At 61.6% G+C, this 16,715-nt stretch carries 13 protein-coding genes; 9 read left to right on the forward strand and 4 right to left on the reverse strand.

What is annotated here, in order from left to right; genetic code table 11:
- Positions 1 to 478: 478 nt before the first annotated feature.
- On the reverse strand, positions 479 to 808 hold the full coding sequence (locus A7X97_RS18805) for a hypothetical protein (protein ID WP_146260261.1): 330 nt from the start codon (positions 806 to 808) through the stop codon (positions 479 to 481).
- Between the two features lie 135 nt (positions 809 to 943).
- Here A7X97_RS18805 and A7X97_RS18810 point away from each other — a divergent pair, with 135 nt between their 5' ends.
- The 9 genes from A7X97_RS18810 to mobF all read left to right on the forward strand — a co-directional run bounded on the left by A7X97_RS18810 (position 944) and on the right by mobF (position 13,622).
- Positions 944 to 1,558 (forward strand): hypothetical protein, encoded by a 615-nt coding sequence (locus A7X97_RS18810; protein WP_111008306.1) that lies wholly within the window; start codon positions 944 to 946, stop codon positions 1,556 to 1,558.
- A 66-nt stretch (positions 1,559 to 1,624) separates the two neighbouring features.
- Positions 1,625 to 2,824 carry a hypothetical protein gene (locus tag A7X97_RS18815; RefSeq protein ID WP_111008307.1) on the forward strand — a complete coding sequence of 400 codons (1,200 nt, stop codon included), beginning with the start codon at positions 1,625 to 1,627 and terminating at the stop codon, positions 2,822 to 2,824.
- A 62-nt stretch (positions 2,825 to 2,886) separates the two neighbouring features.
- The gene (locus A7X97_RS18820) at positions 2,887 to 3,507 is read left to right on the forward strand and encodes a hypothetical protein (RefSeq protein WP_111008308.1); all 621 of its coding nucleotides are present in this window, start codon (positions 2,887 to 2,889) and stop codon (positions 3,505 to 3,507) included.
- Complete coding sequence (locus A7X97_RS18825) at positions 3,504 to 6,434, forward strand: CPBP family intramembrane metalloprotease (RefSeq protein ID WP_111008309.1); 2,931 nt, start codon at positions 3,504 to 3,506, stop codon at positions 6,432 to 6,434. The genes A7X97_RS18820 and A7X97_RS18825 overlap by 4 nt, the downstream gene beginning before the upstream one ends.
- A complete protein-coding gene (locus tag A7X97_RS18830; RefSeq protein WP_146260262.1) occupies positions 6,431 to 7,144 on the forward strand; it encodes a hypothetical protein in 714 nt (237 codons plus the stop codon). Before A7X97_RS18825 ends, A7X97_RS18830 begins: the two co-directional genes overlap by 4 nt.
- Before the next feature lie 255 nt (positions 7,145 to 7,399).
- Positions 7,400 to 7,522 (forward strand): hypothetical protein, encoded by a 123-nt coding sequence (locus A7X97_RS22280; RefSeq protein WP_258013778.1) that lies wholly within the window; start codon positions 7,400 to 7,402, stop codon positions 7,520 to 7,522.
- 144 nt (positions 7,523 to 7,666) lie between these two features.
- A complete protein-coding gene (locus A7X97_RS18835) occupies positions 7,667 to 8,743 on the forward strand; it encodes an ankyrin repeat domain-containing protein (protein WP_111008311.1) in 1,077 nt (358 codons plus the stop codon).
- Positions 8,721 to 10,631 (forward strand): type IV secretion system DNA-binding domain-containing protein, encoded by a 1,911-nt coding sequence (locus tag A7X97_RS18840; protein ID WP_111008312.1) that lies wholly within the window; start codon positions 8,721 to 8,723, stop codon positions 10,629 to 10,631. Before A7X97_RS18835 ends, A7X97_RS18840 begins: the two co-directional genes overlap by 23 nt.
- 63 nt (positions 10,632 to 10,694) lie before the next feature.
- Entirely contained in the window at positions 10,695 to 13,622 is a 2,928-nt protein-coding gene (gene mobF / locus A7X97_RS18845; RefSeq protein WP_111008313.1) for a MobF family relaxase, read from the forward strand.
- Between the two features lie 178 nt (positions 13,623 to 13,800).
- Here the strand turns inward: mobF and A7X97_RS18850 are convergent, their stop codons facing one another.
- The 3 genes from A7X97_RS18850 to A7X97_RS18860 all read right to left on the reverse strand — a co-directional run.
- Complete coding sequence (locus A7X97_RS18850) at positions 13,801 to 14,280, reverse strand: GIY-YIG nuclease family protein (RefSeq protein ID WP_181503450.1); 480 nt, start codon at positions 14,278 to 14,280, stop codon at positions 13,801 to 13,803.
- Between the two features lie 132 nt (positions 14,281 to 14,412).
- Positions 14,413 to 16,098: a YadA-like family protein gene (locus A7X97_RS18855; protein ID WP_181503451.1), complete on the reverse strand. Its 1,686-nt coding sequence runs from the start codon at positions 16,096 to 16,098 to the stop codon at positions 14,413 to 14,415.
- Positions 16,099 to 16,163: 65 nt separating this feature from the next.
- A partial coding sequence (locus tag A7X97_RS18860; RefSeq protein WP_146260263.1) for a M15 family metallopeptidase occupies positions 16,164 to 16,715 on the reverse strand: 552 nt, incomplete at its 5' end.

The following is a 16,715-nucleotide window of genomic DNA, read 5'->3' on the forward strand; positions in this document are numbered from 1 at the left end:
GGGGAGGGAGGCTGCCGGGGCTGGCGAAAACTTTTTTGAGCAGCTGAGCGTGGCGGGGGCGAGGGGCATAGGGGTCTCCGGTTGGGTTGAGGATTGGGGCTTTCCTTAACTTCTACCGGGGAAAAGCGGAAGGGCAAGAGCAGGGGAGCGAAAACTGGGGAGGGACTGCGGGGGAAGATGTTGGCTGCCCATTCACCGTTCAGGGTTGTCCGAAGGGTGAAGTGAGTAGGCCATACACAAGTCGCACCTCCGATGGGTTCCGGCTTGGCTAGAAACGCTGCGCGTTTCCACCCGCCCAAGCCTTACTGCGCCTTGTTTTCAGTCTTGGCTAACAACTTGGCCAACAGTTCGGCTGAAAAATGGCCTGCATCCCAGCAAGACAGAAGAAAATCGGCTTAGCCCACTTGCGCTTCTTAAATCCTTTGCTAATCCATGGGTATGGATTTTCATTGCAGGGGGTTAAGTGGTTCGTCCGTCGCTAATAACCAAGTCGTTCAACATTGCTCCCGATGAGTTGGAGAGCGCGAGGTATTGCGCGCGCGAACAGGGGGTCAGTCTCAATAAATACCTGCGTCTCGCTGTCCTGGAAAAGAACCGGGGCGTGGTTCAGTGGCTTGAAGCGTCCGATGCGTTGGGCGACATCCGAGCCACGGTCCGCGAATCCGAAACCCGAAATGCCCTTGCCCTGGAAGGCCTCATAGCGGACCTGCGAGCCGAGCAGGACGCGGCGCTCCAGGACAACCGGAAGCTCATCTTCGAAACGCTCCGAGGGTTTAGCCACTTCATCGCCGAACAACAGGCCGACCACGAAGCCCCCGCCGAGCCGACAGCTGCCAAGCCGCATCGCGGGCCGTCCCCCACCCCTTCAGACAACAGCGCGGATTGGCGACGTCACGCCAACCGCTCTTAACCCTTTCCCCCCACTGCCTCAAAGGAGGTCTCCATGAAACGCTTTGCTCTTACTCTCACCATCGCCGCGTTGCTGGCCCCTGGCATCTCGTTCGCTCAGGACGCCGCTCCGGCGGAACCGCAGAAAACCAACAAGCTGCGCCTGTTCAAGGCGGGCGGGATTGGCTGCGCTGCCGGTGCAGGCATCGCCCTGCTGACGGGCAAGAAAGAAAAGACCCTGACGGCGTGCGCCGCGGGCGCGGTCGTTGGCGGTATTGCTTCGTTTCGCGCACAGGTTCAGGAGGCGGAAGAGGTCGCCCAAGCCGCGAGGCAGGCGGGCTTGGACGCGCAAGTGCAGACCAAAACAGTGCAGACCACTGACGGCCAGGCCCAGGCTTTGGACGCGCTGACGATTCGCTACAACCCCAAGGACATGCAGGGCAGCAATCCGAAGACGGCCGCGACCTTGGACAAACTGGCGGCTCTGCTCAGGTCATCGGAAAGCCAGTTGACGATTCGCTTTGAGGGCGGGGATCTCGCGGTGTGCCCGATCCCCGCGGAGGAGTTGTATCGCCGTGGGGCACTGACTGCTCATCGCTCGATTGTGGCGTGCGGGGAGGACAACGAGCCCTTCCTCATTCGTGTGACGCCCATCCCTGACGTTCGCTAAGCCAACCGAGAGCTGGGGGGCGAAAGCCCCTTGGCTCAAATCTTTTTCAAACTCTTGGAGGATCCGATGAGCAACACCCCCCAAAGCCCCGAAGAGCTTCGCCGTCTCCAAGAGTTGGCTGAGCTTTTTGATGACGACACCGCGCCGTCGCCCGCCACCACCACTCCGCCCACAACGCCAAGCGGAGGTAGCGAGGTGTTGAACGCTGCCAAGCATTGGGGCCGTGCCTTCGGGCGCAAGACCAAGGAGCTGACGGAGAAGGCTGTCGAGAAGACCAAGGAAACCCAGGGAGCTTTGGCACGCCGAGCAGAAGAGGCCAAGGCAGCCAAGGCAGCCAAGGAGGCCGCCGCAGCCGAGCAGGCGCGGCAACAGCAAGAACAAGAACAAGCCGAACGGGAGGAAGCGGCGAAGCCTGACGCCCGTTCGCAGCCGGTGGACGTGTGCGCCCCCGAGCCGGGTTTGGAACCCACAACGGTTGCACCGGAAGGACCCAGCCGGGCCCAAGATCCGCTGGCTCCGGTGGTCGTTGTCGAACCAGAAGCCGTAGAGCCGACGCCGGACGTGCTTGCGGAAGAGGAGGCAGTGAAGCCGGCGGACCTTTCCGTTGCTTCGGAGGCATCGGAGGACGTGGAGGCGTTGCCCCCGTCCACGCCCGCGCCTCATGTCGCGGACGCGGCAGCGGTTCAACCGGAGCCCTCGCCAGCGCATGCCGCCCCTGCTGGCTCGACCTCAGCAACGGTCAGCCGCAAGAAGGGCTGGTCAATCGTCGTTGTGGCCAGCGTCGCCTGCCTGGTGCTGGGTGGGGGGATTGCATGGTGGGTCACTCGCGACACCGGGAAAAACGAACCCGCTCCCGCTGCGGCTCCTGCGTCTGCGGTGGCTGCGCCTGTTTCAACGCCGGCAGTGCCGGGCCCAGAGGTTAAGCAAGCGTCCCCTGTTTCGGCTCCTGAACCTGAGCAAGCGCCGGTTGCAGTCGAAGCGCCGCCCGCGTTGCCGGTTGAGAAGGGCGCCGCGCCTGCTCTCGCAGAAGCGCCCAGGGCGGCAGCACGGGCCGAGGTTCAACAGGTGAAGAAAGGCGACAAACGCGCTCCTGAGGAAGTGAAGAGGCCGAGGGCAGTGGTTGCCAAAGCGACGTCTTCGGCAGGCGTAGGAGCAACGCCTGCAGCTAAGAAACCAGCGGCTGAAAAGCCCCGGGAAGAAACGCAGTGGCAGGAAAAGGCAGAAAGCGACATGGATGCCTGGGCAAAGAAGGCTGGAATCAACTAACCCCTTGCGCAAACAAGATGGTCGGTTACAAGTAAATGGTGGTTACATTCAAGGGAGGTTTTATGTTGGGTTGGTTCTTCTTGCCGTATCGCGGGGCGGGGGGTTCATTCACATCTCGCTTCATGCGGTGGCATGGCGAGACGTTCTTGGGGCGTCCTGATGATCTGGGTTTAAAAAATGTCCCGCAGGCCGTCAAAGACAGTTACTACGATCTGGCCGAGGATCGTCCGATTGAGATGCAGCAGCACAATCTGAAAGCGTGGTCCCTTGGGCAGCAGCACGCAGAGGAAGCCCGGCAGGTCAGTAAGGCCGAAATCCCGAAGGCAACCTTTTTGGCCGTAGTGGCCGTCAGCTTTGGTTGTGCCCTGATCGCGGCGCCGTTCTCCAACTGGGGTGGATCGCCGGTTGGGATGGCAGTTCAGTTGGTTGCTGGTGTTCTCAGCCCGTTGAAGAGTGGACAAGAAGCTCGGCCCAAAAGGGCGGCGGCGTCCGCCGAACCAAAAGCGAGCACGGCACCTGCTCAAAGGGCTGCGTTACCTGCTGAGAAGGAGGCCACTGCGGAGGAACTTGCCGCGCTTCGCGCTGAGTGCGAGGACAGATGGAAAAGGAACGACGTTACCAGCAATGCGGTTGTTCGGTGCAGAACGATTTGGAATGAGTTGGGCCAGGAGGAACTGAAATGAGATTGAATCTTTACAACCTGTTGGACCTCGCCAACCAGCTCAAGCATCGGATCCTGCTGCGCGGGGCGCCTCAGGGGATCGTTGATGCCGTGCGTCAAAAATCCTCGGCCAACTTCAAGAACGTCCAAGGCCTGGTCAACGCGCACAACCGTGTCTCCAGCCGCCGGCTGGTGGTTCCGAAAGGCCGTGAGAAGAACGCCACGGATTTGGGAGCAGAATACGACGCCGTAAGCGGCTGCTACGTGGTTCCGGGGTCGATGGACGAGAAGGACGAGAAGTTCTCTGTCTTCTGGCCTTCGGCTCCATTGGATCTGCAGAATCAGGAGGGCCGGGCGGAGCTGACCAAAGACGGGCGGCTGATCGAGAGCCGAGTGCTGCCCAGGGACAAGTTCCAAGGGGGAGATAGCACGGCGCTGTTCTTGATGTATGCGGCGCTTCCCATCTCTGGTGCGCTGATCTCAGCTCTCACTTCCATCCCTTACGTCGGTATCTTGGGGTGGTTGCTGCTTCCGGTCGTCGTCCCCTACGTAAGGGCCATTCAAAGGAGCGAGGGCACCTCGGATGCGTTGCGGGCATTCTTCCTGACCTTTGCATTGCCGTTGGTGCTCATCAAAGGCCTGGGGACGGCAGCTTGGACCAGCGGCATCGTGTTGAGCGGTGCCATGACGGCACTGACCCTTTATCTCGTGGCCGGGTTCCTCTACTGCCTGATTGCTCCGGTGGAGCAAGATCAGGAAGCGTGGGGCGGAAGGCTGGCACGTCTGAAGGCCTTTGTCCTTTGGAGCAGTGTTGGCATGGTTGCGCTGCTGATCACGACGCTCTTCCCGCCGGTGATCGGCGGCTTCGCCTGGTTCGTGATGGCCGGTGCATACGGGTTTGTCTACTACTCGCGGGACTACAAAGAGCGCACGTTGGCGCTTCAGTCCCAAAGCTCCCGGTTCAACCTAGGCAAGCAAGGGTTGATGGAGCGGGCGACGGCCGAAGCCTTGGAAAACCAAGTTCGGAAAGCCTTGGCTGACAAAACCCCATTCATTGCCTGGGGCACGGCGACCGGCCACCTGAAGAAAAAAGGGGCGAAGTTCTGCTACGACGCCGGTTCCCCGGCAGGCATCAGCGTCGATGACCTGTTCATGCACGCGATGATTTTGGCCGAAAGCGGCATGGGGAAATCGTCCTACATTCGGTGGCTGATGGCCGAAATCATGAAGTCGGGCTACCCCTGCGCGTTCGCGGTGTTCTGCGGCAAGGGGGCGCTCGCGGGCGAGGTTCGCGGCATGTTGGATTACGTGGTGGAGACCGGCGTTCACTTGGGCTTGATTGAAGGCCTGGATGCCCAAGGCGTGAAGGCTGCGCTGACCAACACTCGCATGGAAGACGACGAGACGGATATTTGGAAGGGGATGTCCGCGGACATCATCGACCACGCGACCGTCATCCTGGAAGCGCTACACAACCATGAGAACAAGATGCGGGCGTTGGATGCCGCAGAGAAACTGGGCTTGGAGCTTGAGATTGAAGGATTGCTTCAGAAGCAAGATGCTGAGGTGGCCAATGGCGGGGATGGTGCTGACATCGATCTGGTGATCGCCGACCTGGAAGCAAAAATGGCCATTCGCCAGCAAGAGCTTTCCAAGGAGCGCGAGTGGCAGTGGACGCTGGAGCGCCTGAACAAGGTTCTCATCGCCATCAACGACATTCGCACCACGCAGACCAGCAGCTTGCCCGGTGAAAGCTTGTTGGCGGCGGCCAACTTCCTCGGCGTGCAACCCATGCATCTGGGAAGCGATGAGGACTTTGCGGCCCGCAAGAAGGACTGGGACCTTCGGCTGGAAACGGCTCAAAAGACCATTCACCCGGACCTTCTCGTCGGCGGCTCATTGCTTCAGATGTCGTTTGAGTTCGTGCTCAAGAAGTGGCCGACCTACCCGGCCGAAACGCGCGGCAGTTTCATGGCCAACGTGGACCGTCGGATCAATCCCCTGATGCGCGGCAAGTATTTGGTGGACGAGAACGGCGTGCCCTGGCACAGCATTGAGCGAGGCGAAGTGGACGTGGGCCAGATGCTCAAGGGCACCTCCATGGGCGTGAACCTGCCCGACACGCGCCACGGCACCGCCGGCGTGTTGGTGCAGAACCTCATCTGCCAGCGTCTGAACAACGGCATCAAGCTGCGGAACGAAGTCAGTGAAGAAGAATGGCGCCAGCGCGGCGAGCTGCCGGTGATCTTGATCAAGGATGAGTGCCAGAACCTCATTGGGCGCGAGGATCAGATCATCCTGCCGATCTGCCGCTCAACGAAGATGGGCTGCATCTATGCCACCCAGAACGTGGACGGCATTCGGGTGAAGTTGCCTGGCGATGCGGCTGATCAGTTCTTGGGCAGCTTCCAGAACCTCGTTCTGCAGCGCACCACCCCGAAGAGCTACGAGTATGCGGCCAGCCGCTACGGAGTCGAAGAAATGACTTCCTTCAAGCAGAAGGCCGTTGGCTTGGACTACTCCGGTGGGATTGAGATGGCGTTGGACAACTCGTTGTTCGACCCGAATCACCCCATGGCGGCCGGCATGAAGCAACTGCGCAGGGCGGGTGCTGGGCGCTTGGTGGCGACCCACATCGACCCCGTGACCAAGATGCGCTGGACCGGCCAGAAGCTCACTGGGGTTAATGCCGTGAAGGACATTGAGGTGCCGGCGTCCGGTCACCGCGAGGCCCAACCGCTGTTCTCGCAAGCCGAGTTCACCGGCCTGCTGAACCAGCAGGGGCGAGCCATTCTTTGGTTCAACCGGGCTGGCGTTCGTCGCGCCGACGTGTGCAACACCCCCTTCCTTCCACTTAGCCAAGTCGAGGAGGTGGTTGCGGCCATCAAGAAGGAGCGCGAGGCGCGCTCCAAAGATCTTAAATCCCCACAGCAGGAGACCAAGCAATGAACAATCCAATGAACAATCATCACGAGAAAGATCAACAGTTCCGCGCTCAGATGGCATCGAGCAAGGAGCCCGTCGCAGAAAAATGGACGGAGTTGGACCGGAAGGCCCAAGAGCAAAAATCCGAAGTGGAGCGCATGCAGCGCTCCATGGAGCGACGTTTGGACCCGGAGCGGCTGGTGGCGCTGGAGGAGCGAGCCGCGGACTTGGCCAATCAGCGCCACGAAATGGAGGTGAGAGGGCGACCCAATCTCTTCCTGGTCAAGCAGCGGGCGGCGTATGACAAGCAAATGACGGAGCTGGAGGCTGGTCTCAAAGAGACCCGCAAAGACATTCGAACGTGGCTTCGGAAGTCGGATCCGGCGGAGATTGCGAAGCATCAAGAGCGGATGGCGAGCAAGCAAGAGGAGCTGGTGAAGACCATCGAGCAGCGCCAGGGAGTGAGCCAGATGCCCTCTGAGCGCGCCAAGGAAGAGCAGCAACGCGCGGGACAGGTGGAGATTCCCATGATGCGCCTGGACGAGTGGCGCAAGCAGCGCCAGCGCAGCGACGACGTGCAGGTGGACTTTCCGAAATACGGCGCGGGCAAGTGGGGTGGGGCCACCTTTGCCGCAACGGCCTTGGCCGAGCAGAAGAAGATGCGCCTCTATGAGGAAGAGTTCGATTGGCAGAAGCAAGATCGCGAGCGCCAACCCAATGTGTTCCGCCAGTAAACACACCACTCAGGGCCCTTCGGGGCCCTTTTTATCGGGCACGTTCCTTTGTTTGTGAGTGGATCGATCTACCCATAAAGCAAACGGCAAAAGCGGATCAAAGCAAGAAGCGGGGTGGGGGTTGATCATCTGGGGAAGAGAGGAAAAAGGTTTGACTAAACATCAAAAGTGTCGATCAAACGAGATTTTTAGGGTTGCCAGTTTTATGGGATGTGGTTGACTGTAATCAGTCAAACACAACCGGGGGAGGCCCCTATGTATATTATTGCCGATGCTTACGAGTTCGCCGTGGACAACGTGGGGAACCTGCTGATCACGTTGCTTTCTTTTTCGGTGGTGAGCTACGTGGCCGCCAACGTGGCAGGGTTGCTGGCATGATGGCGTGGTTGAAGGAGGATTTGGAGCAGATGGATCTGCACACCGTTTCGCTTTTCCTACAAACCGGGGTTTTGGTTGGAGCGGCTTTCATCATCAAGATCGCTTGCTGATTGCCAAAACCGAAAAAGACGGTATGCAAAGGGGATGGAACCCCAACACGACAACCCAGCAGGCAACCCAGGTGGGGGCGATTTCTTGAATCGTCCCCACGAGCCGTTGCTTCATCCCATTCTCCACCCCCTGACGCTGGCCCAGTTCTACGGGAAGCATCACGAGGCCGCCGCTGCCGCCGATGCGCGGGAAGTGTTGGACCTGGCCACGCGGTTTTGCCGAGAGGCCCAGGTTTCCGGGTTGGACACCCACACCGACGCGGGCTTTGACTGGGTGATGACCCCCAGCCGTTTCTCCAACCGCATTTCCGTGGAGCTGGGGCAGGGCGGCCACGCCGCATTTCTTCAGGTCGATCCGGACCTGTCCGCTCACCCGCTCGACGCAGCCATCCATGCAGGCGTGCTGGGCCACAAGCCCCTGGCCGCCGCTTACGCCTTGCTCCCGGCCGAGCAGCGGGATGGGCTGTTGAGAGAACTGAGGGAATCCATCGACCAGGTTCAGTCGAACCGTTCCGCAGCGAAGCAGCTCCAGGCCCTCCGAGCCCTGCCCGAACTGCCGGTGCCGCCTCAGCCGCCGCTGGACATCGCCCAACTGCTGCGGCGGCTTGAGGTCCCCGATGCCCGCGCCCGTTTGGCTGCGGACCACGTCAAGGCGACCTATGGGGGAGCGTTGGCCACCATGCATGGTAGCCAAGTGCTGGCAGCGGCCCATGCGCATTCCCCCCACCTCGGGCTCTACGGAGCGCCTTGGCAGACCTGGCTTTGCGAGAACACAACGACCGGGAACCTGGATGGGGTGGAGGCCTGTTTGCGCATGCAGGCCGAGCCCAATGTGCCCGACGCCAACGGCGAGACGCCGCTACACCTTGCCGCGCGCCACGGCCACCCCGACATCGTTCGTCGGTTGATTGAGGCCGGCGCGGACCCCGCGTTGGGGAACCCCCGTGGGGAGACTCCCCTGCATGTGGCGGCCCAACACAAACGCGCGCAGTGCTGCCTGGAGCTCATGGCTGCAGGCGCGGACCCTGGGCAGCTGGACAGCGCCGGCCGCAAGCCGGGGGACGTGCATCGAATGAGGGAGAGGGAGCATGGGCAAGCCCTCGGTCTATGACTGCTGGAGCTGGACGGTCCCGCCGAGCATCGAGCCGAGCCGCGAAGTCCGTTACTGGCCCCAGGGGTTGCTTAGCGGGGCATGCATCGCGGCGCTGACCTATCCGGTCGCGCTCTGGCTGGGTTGGCAGATTCCCAGCAGCCACAGCCTCATGAACTACGGCCAGGCACTGACTGGCAGCCTGGCAGCGCTGGGTAACCTTGCCACCGGCACCATCTCATTCCGAGAGCCTGCCGCTGCATTCTGGGAGGTGGCCACGGAGCAGGCCACGTTTGGCACGTTGGCACGGGTCGGCGTCGCCGCTTGCTTGGCCGGGTGGGCGTCGGCTTGGGTGACGCGTCGGGGGCTCATCCCGCGTTCGAACATGTGGCACGTATCTGGGTCACAACTGCTGCAGGGGAAAGAAGCCCTGGCTGAAGCCCGCCGCCGCTCGCTCGCGAAGAAGGAACAGGAGGAGGAACTGCACGCCTTATCACTGCATCCCGACTGGACCGTCAGCAAGAAGCTGCTGGCCCGTCACATGTTCATCTATGGAAGCGTGGGCTCGGGTAAGTCGGTCATCCTGAAGCACCTGCTCCAGCAAGTGGTGATCGAAAAAAAGAAGACGTTCGTTTATGACATCAAAGGTGACTTCACGGCCATTTTTAAGCACCCGGCCATCGTCTGCCCCTTCGATAAACGAAGCTGGATCTGGGACGTTGGCCGGGACGTGGCGACGCAAACCCAGGCCGCCGCGTTCTCCCAATCCATCATCCCCCCGGAGGAGGGCAGCGGCGCATTCTGGGCGTCTGCGGCGCAAGCCTTGCTGGAAGGGTGCGTGCGCGAACTCCAGGCCACGAAGGGCAAGGACTGGGGGTGGGCAGACTTGGCCGCGTTGGTTGCCCGCCCAGCCGGACCCATGTCCCAAGCGCTTTCGATCCACTACCCCCGCGCCGCCGCGCTCATCTCCAATCCCGACAGCAACACCACATCGAGCTGCATGGCCGTGCTCGCCAACGGCACCGCGGTCATCGAGCGCCTGGCCTTGGCGTGGCCGGAGCGTAAGTCAGACCGCATGTTCTCGATGCTCGACTGGATCAAAGATTCCTATGAGGGCCGGAAGCAGGTCATCGTTCAATCTGGCCCGGACGAGGTGCTGGCGCGCAGTTACATCTCGGCCATGATCAACTGCGCGGTGCCGGAGATCATTTCGCCGTCACTTCCGGACGATGAAGCAGGGCGCTTCCTGGGCTTCTTCTTCGACGAACTCACTTCCGCTGGCAAGCTCAACATCGAGCCGCTGCTGGCCTTAGGACGCTCAAAAGGCGTGGTGGCCTGCATGGCCGTGCAGGATTGGTCACAGGTCGAGAGGGTCTACGGGGACAAGACGGCCCAGGCGTTTTCTGGGTTGGTCGGCACACACATCGTGTGTCAGCTTCAGGTCGGCGAGACCCGGGAAAAAATCTCTCGGAACTTGGGCAAGCGCACCGTGGCTTGGCGCACGCATGATGACAAGGCGACCGTCCATGAAGAGTCGAAGGCGGTTGTGCCGCCGGGGCGCCTCACCGACGATCTGGGCTTCCGCAAAGGGAAGGCTTACGGCAAAGAACGTTGGGGAATCCGGGCCATCGTGCAGACCACGGGCGACTTGTTGTTGCTGGACTGGCCGGGCGTCAGTTACGAGAAAGTGCGGGAAGGGCAAAAACGGGCTCGATGGACGAAGCAGGGCGCCAAGCCGGTGGAGCACAAGCCCTTGCCGCCGAGCGACGCGCAAAGCGCTGCCGAGGTCCAGCGCGTGCTGAAGATGACCGCCAATCAAGCCAGCGCAGAGCTGGAGAAACGGGGCGCTACGCCGCCGAAGCTCCGCGCGGTTTCAGACGACGAGCTGGAAGCCATCTTTCGCAAGTAGTGGGGTTGTGGAGTCGCTGGGTTTTGGTAGATCTGAAGGGATATTTACCGCCCGGAGAACCCCATGTTCAACGTCACCGCATTGACTGCTCAAGGCACGGACAGCAAGTCCGGCGCGGCCGTGGTCGAGTATCTGATGCTCACCGAGTATTACCTCGACAAAGACGGGAACGCACAGGACACCATGGCCTGGGGCGGCAAGATGGCCGCGCACCTCAACCTGCTGTCCACCGCGGTCACGCGCGAGACCATGAGCAAGTTGGCCGAAGGCTTTGACCCGCTGACGGGGCGCGCGCTATGCCAGAACGCAGGGCACAAGGGCAAAGCGCGGGCGAAGGTGGACAAGAACGGGGATCCTGTCCTGGATGCCCAAGGCAAGCCCGAGGTCGTGGTGGTCGGTGGCCACCGGGTGGGATACGACGTTACGGTGTCTTCGCCAAAGGACGTGGGAATCCTGTTTGCGATGGAGTCGCCCGAAAAGCGCGATGCCGTGCTCAAGGCGCACCAGGCCGCTTCTGCAACGGCGATGAACCGGTTGGAATCGATGGTTGAGACCCGCCGCGGGAAAGGGGGAAAAGACGTGATCGGCGTCCGTGGCTTGGTGTGGTCAAGCCACCAACACTTCGCGGGGCGAGACCTCGACATGGATCTCCACACCCACCATCTGGTCTATGGGGTGGCGCTGGGTGCCGACGGCAAGGAATCGACCTTCGATGCCGTGGAAATCTACCGGCATGCCCGGGCCATGGACGAAATCTACAAGCTGGAGCTCTACAAGAACCTCCAGGCCCTCGGCTACCCGGTTGAGCACGTTCGAGAGTTGGACGACGACGGCAAGGAGACTAACCGGACCTATGCGCGCTTGGCCGGTATCGACCAGGATGTCATCGACCACTTCAGCAAGCGCCGCAAGGCATTGCTCGAATATGCAGAACAGCATGGGGTCAGCAATCAGCAGGCCAATAAGGCCACGCGGAAGCACAAGGACGAGCCCACTTACACGGAGTTGGTCGAGCATTGGCAGGAGGCGTTGAAGGGCTTCGACCTGACCCCGGAGACGTTGAAAGCAGCGCAGGGCAACCTGGACAAGGTGGAGCACAAGAGCGACGCCGAGCTGCTGGAGCTGCTCCACGAGAACGAAGCCGTGTTCAACGACATTGATTTGGTGCGGGTGCTGGGAATGGAATACGCCGGCAAGTTGGACGCGGCCGGACTCCATGCCCGCATTGAGCAGTTCAAGCAAGACAATGGGCTGGTGCTGGTCAACGCCGAGCGCTTGGCAGACGAAGACCGGGGGCAGACACTGGCCCGCAAGCACACGGAAGACCGGTTCTGCGCGCCATGGATGTTGCAAGCGGAGCAAGCGGTGGTGGACATCGCCAACCGCCGGGCCAACGAGACCCAGCACCATGCTTCGCAGGCCACGGTGGATCGCGTCATTGAGGACTACCAGAAAGCCAAGGGCTTCCAGCTCTCGCAAGAGCAGTTGGTGGCCGTGAACCACATCTGTCGCGGCAGTGGCGGGGTGGCAAACTTGAGCGGCTTAGCAGGCACCGGCAAGACCACGATTTCCGAGCTCTACAAGGAAGCGCTGGAATCTGAGGGGATGGTGCTGCTGGGGGTGTGCGTGTCGAACAAAGCCGCCCAGAAGTTGGAAGTGGAATCAGGGATGCCCTCAACCTCCATGGCACAGATGCTTCACGACTTGGCCGAAGGCAAGCGCGAACTCCAGCCCAACGACGTGCTGGTCATTGACGAAGCCGGCATGGTGGACACGCGGGACACCCGAGCCTTGTTGGCCTACGCAGAGAAGGCGAAATCCAAGGTCATCCTCCAGGGCGACGCAGAACAACTGCAGCCCATCGGGGCCGGTTCTGGTTTTCAGCTCACCAAGCAAGCGGTGGGCGACGTTAAGTTGACCGAGATTCGCCGACAGGCGCGGCAGGAGGATCGCGAGACGGCGATGGGGTTCTACGCCAAAAACGAGAACGGTGAAGTGGTCGATCTGAAAAAGGGCACCCGCAGCCGGCGCGAAACCTTGGAGCTGGGCGATGAGCAGAAGGAGCGCCTGATGGACTCCATCGTGGAAGCCCACTCGCAGGAGAAATGCATCGAGCGCCTGGTGAACGACTACTTCAAGAATCCAGCGGCGCTGGACGACAAGCTGGTGCTGGCCCACAGCCGGGCCGAGGTCGGCGCTCTCAACGCAGGGATTCGAAAAGGCCTCAAAGAACGCGGCGAGATCGGCACGGATGAGGTGGTGGTGGAGGGACGCGTCAATGGACGAAAGTTCGATCTGGCCTTGGTAGAGGGAGATCGGGTGATGTTCACAGCCAAAAGCAAGGACTTGGGTGTGGTCAATGGCACCCAGGCCACCATCCAATCCATCAAAGCGTCACGCTCGGGCGGCTACGATATCGTCGGCACCTTGCGTTCGGAGAACCCAAAGGAGAATGGGCGCAAGGTGGTGTGGAACACGCACGAGCACAAGGCGGTGGTCCACGACTACGCGGTGACCGTCCACAAGAGCCAGGGGCAGGGCAAGCGCGAAGTGTTCCACCTTATGAACCTGGGGATGATGGACAACGCCAGTTCGCTGGTGGCCTTTACTCGCCTCACGAAAGGCCACTACAGGCTTTACGGCACTTACGATGACGTCGAGCAGCTCAACACCCGCTTGGGCTTGGAGCGACTGAAAGCGACCGTGCTCGACGCGGGACTGAAAGACGATCCGCAACGGCCGGTTGTCCAGCCCCCTGGGGCAGCTGCACGCCCCACCGCTCAACGCCCAGCCGCTCAGCGAACGCGCATCCAAGGCAAGCTCGACGCGCTGCTGAAGGAGCACGCGGAACGCCCAAAACCGCAGAGGAGCGAGAGCGAACACAAGGCCCGTTGGCTGCTGGAAGTGCTGGAGCCGTTGCGGCGGGCGCGCCAAGCCTCTCCCAAGCTGCCGGCGCAGTCCCCGAAACACACGCAGGGCTTCTCGTTGTGAGGAGCAGGCTGGGCGGCATGGCCGCCCATGTGCTTTTCTCTCCATACCGCTTTTGCTTTGAGGCGCGGCCACTGGCCGCGTTCTTTTTGACACCAAAGCAACGTCAAAAGCGGCATGGAGCAAAAGCGCATGGAGGGTGGGGCAGGGTGGCCCGCGGCTTCCGCCGGGGCCCTCTGCTTTACAGGACCATGACCACGGCCTGCAGCACCATCACCGCGACGCCGAAAAGGAGGGGGTAGAGGAACAGCCATTTGAAGAATCCCCAAGCCAGGGACGCCGGAGCCCCTGAAAAACGGCGCGGAACCGCATCGGGCCACACATATCCGGCCGCCAGTGACTTCATGTGACCCGTGGTGCGCCTGCGGGGATCGCGGATGAGAATGCCCGGTGGCTTGCTATAGATTCGCCAGCCATGCTGAAAGGCTTTGTAACGCCAAGCGTATTCGTGTGCCTCAGCATCGGCCTGGGTGCCCGTTATGCACGACAGGAGAACGAACGAGAAGCGGCGTCCCTGCCAGCCACCGCGAGCGCTGCGGTGCTGCTGCTCGCGTTGCTTTAAATCGACGGTCTGCCCCACGTAACAGCACCCGTTATCAAAGAACAAGCCGTAGAGATGGCGTGGACGGGACAGGTATTTCTGATTGCGTTTCCAGTTCAAAGGTCCTCCCAAGATGGGTATACCTACATACCCATAAAAGAAAGATCCGATTCGTCAAGGCCCGCCACGAACAAAGGCCCCGAAGGGCCCTTGCCGAGATGCGATCACCTCCTTTTGCCACCAAGCAATCGTTTAACGCCCCAGGTTGATGCTCAGCCCGAAGCCGGCCACCGGCTTGTTGCCAGAGCCGAAGGACAGGCCCGCCGAGACGCTGACCTTCTCGCTGACTCGTGCCCCCCAGCCCACGGCCATTGCAGCACTGCCACCCGAGAAGCCAACGCCCACATTCAGGTTCACCTGGCCGACGGCAGCCCCGCCGTTCTGCGCAGCAGCCGTCGCCATCTGGGTCATCGCGCCCATCTGCGCACCCAGGCCATTGATGCGGCGATCCTGATGTCGCAGGCGGCGGTCGGTATCGACCCAGCGGTCATCCCAGACCTGCTGCATTTCGTAGACCTGCCCACCGTTCACGGCATCCGTGGAGCCGCGCTCGATGCGCCCCGGAGCAACGTTGGTCACGCGTTGATTGCCGGCATTGACTCCCGCAGTCGTAACCGAGGGCCCCCCTTGAATGGAGACGCCTTGGGCATTGACCGCGGTCGAGCCGACGCTCAGCGACCCAGCGTCCGACAGTTGCACGTTGTCGCTGACTGCAACGGTTTGGCTTCCGTCCGCGTTCGTGGTGACCTCGACGTTCTTGCCTGCCTTTGCAGTCGAGCCCGAGCCGGTCCCGGTGGCTCCGTCCACCCCATCGTTTCCGGCTGGTCCTTTAACCCCCGGCTCTCCCTTCAAACTTGCCAGCCAATCTTGTTCATTGCCTTGGAAACCGTTGGCCAACGCGACCTCGTAGGCGCTCAACCCATCTGCTCCGCGCGGGCCTGGCGTGCCACCGGCTGGATTCTGCTCTTGGACAGTCAAGCGACCATCAAGATCATCCATAGCGGCCTCGACAGTGTTGTAGGTGGCTCCACTACGGAACTGAAAGATGGGCGCGACAAAGTTGCCGTTGACGAACGTGGCGCCGCCGCCCAACGCTTGGGCCGCCTGTCGGACCTGACCGAGGTTTGCGACGTCGGTGTCTGAGGTGCCGGCCCGAACGTTCGTGATTCGGCGGGTGCTCTGGCCTCCGTCCTCAAAAGTGGATCCCACGCTGACTTCGTCGCTGGCCCAGCAACGGCTATGAGAACCCAAAGCGACGCAATCCTGCGCTCGGGCCTCAGCCCCAACGCCTAGTGCAAGTGACTGAAATGCATCGGCAACGGCAGAACTGCCTATGGCGACTGCATGGTCAGCGTTTGCCTCTGCCAAGGTGCCTTGAGCAATCGATGCATTGCCCCGCGAACGGCTGAAGTAGCCAAAGGACATGGAAAGATCCCCACTGGCTTGTGACTGGACACCAACCGCCAAGGAATGGGCTCCGGTAGCCGCGGATTGCGCTCCCAAGGCGATGGCCGCTTCGCCCCCCGCGTAGCTCAGCGTGCCTACCGCGACGGCGCTCACCGCCGCGGCATTTGCGGCTTGGCCCGTCGCAATGGAGTTCGCGCCGGACGCTTGGGCATTCGTGCCTGATGCCACCGCGTTGTCTGCGGAGGCGGTGGCTTGAACACCCGTGGCGACGGCCCCGTTCCCGGAGGCATTGGCATAGGCGCCCGTTGCAGTGGCATTGGGGGCCGAGGCTTGGGCGTATTCCCCGGTCGCCGTCGAGTTGGGCTCCGAAGCCGTGGCCCCGGTTCCCGTGGCGGTTTGAGAAAACGCTGGGGAGGCAAACAACGAAGCCCCCATCAAAGCCGTTAAAATCGAAATACGAAGCGGCGACATGAAAACCCTCCCGAGTATGGATTGATACTTCATCCATAGCAGGCGATTTCATTTCCGCAAGGTGATCATCCGATCTTTTTCAAGGTGTTAGGGAAAGTTGCAAAACAAACCCGCGCCGGGAGCATCCAGTTCCAGGCCATCCGGTTTTCATTGCCCCAGGCCAAGCACGCGGTTTCCATCCCCGCAGGGCACCAAGCCGGCGCCAGCGCACGGGCCAGCACTTCCGAAGAGGGCTCCCCGGTCACCGAAGGAAACGCGCCCGGCTTGCGCCCCTGCCGGTAGGCCCACTTGGCTTGGCCGCACTCGGCTTTCAGCTCGACGTGCGGATAGTCTTTCGGGCTGGTCCATCGGCCGCCCCAGTTCAGCCCCACGATCTCCGCCAGCTCCCCAAAGCGTTGATAGCCGGCCATCACATGGGCATCGTCCAAGTTCCAGCTGGGCTCCCCATTGACGAACACGGCGGCATCCAGGGCCAGCCCGAAGTTGTGGCAGCTGGAGAATGCCCCAACGCTGGTCACGCCAGACCCGGAGGCAAGCAGGGCCGCCTGGCGCTCGGGGCTTCGATACCCTTCCACGGGCCGCACATCAAACCCTTCCGCGGCCAGCTGGGCCTGGAC

It is taken from the genome of Stenotrophomonas sepilia, from assembly GCF_003244875.1.
Classification (GTDB): Bacteria; Pseudomonadota; Gammaproteobacteria; order Xanthomonadales; family Xanthomonadaceae; genus Stenotrophomonas; species Stenotrophomonas sepilia.

What these genes read in the sequence shown, in the direction of transcription:
- A7X97_RS18810 (WP_111008306.1), top strand. Translation starts at nt 944, where the DNA reads ATGAAACGCTTTGCTCTTACTCTCACCATCGCCGCGTTGCTGGCCCCT.
- A7X97_RS18815 (WP_111008307.1), top strand. Translation starts at nt 1,625, where the DNA reads ATGAGCAACACCCCCCAAAGCCCCGAAGAGCTTCGCCGTCTCCAAGAG.
- A7X97_RS18820 (WP_111008308.1), top strand. Translation starts at nt 2,887, where the DNA reads ATGTTGGGTTGGTTCTTCTTGCCGTATCGCGGGGCGGGGGGTTCATTC.
- A7X97_RS18825 (WP_111008309.1), top strand. Translation starts at nt 3,504, where the DNA reads ATGAGATTGAATCTTTACAACCTGTTGGACCTCGCCAACCAGCTCAAG.
- A7X97_RS18830 (WP_146260262.1), top strand. Translation starts at nt 6,431, where the DNA reads ATGAACAATCCAATGAACAATCATCACGAGAAAGATCAACAGTTCCGC.
- A7X97_RS22280 (WP_258013778.1), top strand. Translation starts at nt 7,400, where the DNA reads ATGTATATTATTGCCGATGCTTACGAGTTCGCCGTGGACAACGTGGGG.
- A7X97_RS18835 (WP_111008311.1), top strand. Translation starts at nt 7,667, where the DNA reads ATGGAACCCCAACACGACAACCCAGCAGGCAACCCAGGTGGGGGCGAT.
- A7X97_RS18840 (WP_111008312.1), top strand. Translation starts at nt 8,721, where the DNA reads ATGGGCAAGCCCTCGGTCTATGACTGCTGGAGCTGGACGGTCCCGCCG.
- mobF (WP_111008313.1), top strand. Translation starts at nt 10,695, where the DNA reads ATGTTCAACGTCACCGCATTGACTGCTCAAGGCACGGACAGCAAGTCC.
- A7X97_RS18855 (WP_181503451.1), bottom strand. Translation starts at nt 16,098, where the DNA reads ATGTCGCCGCTTCGTATTTCGATTTTAACGGCTTTGATGGGGGCTTCG.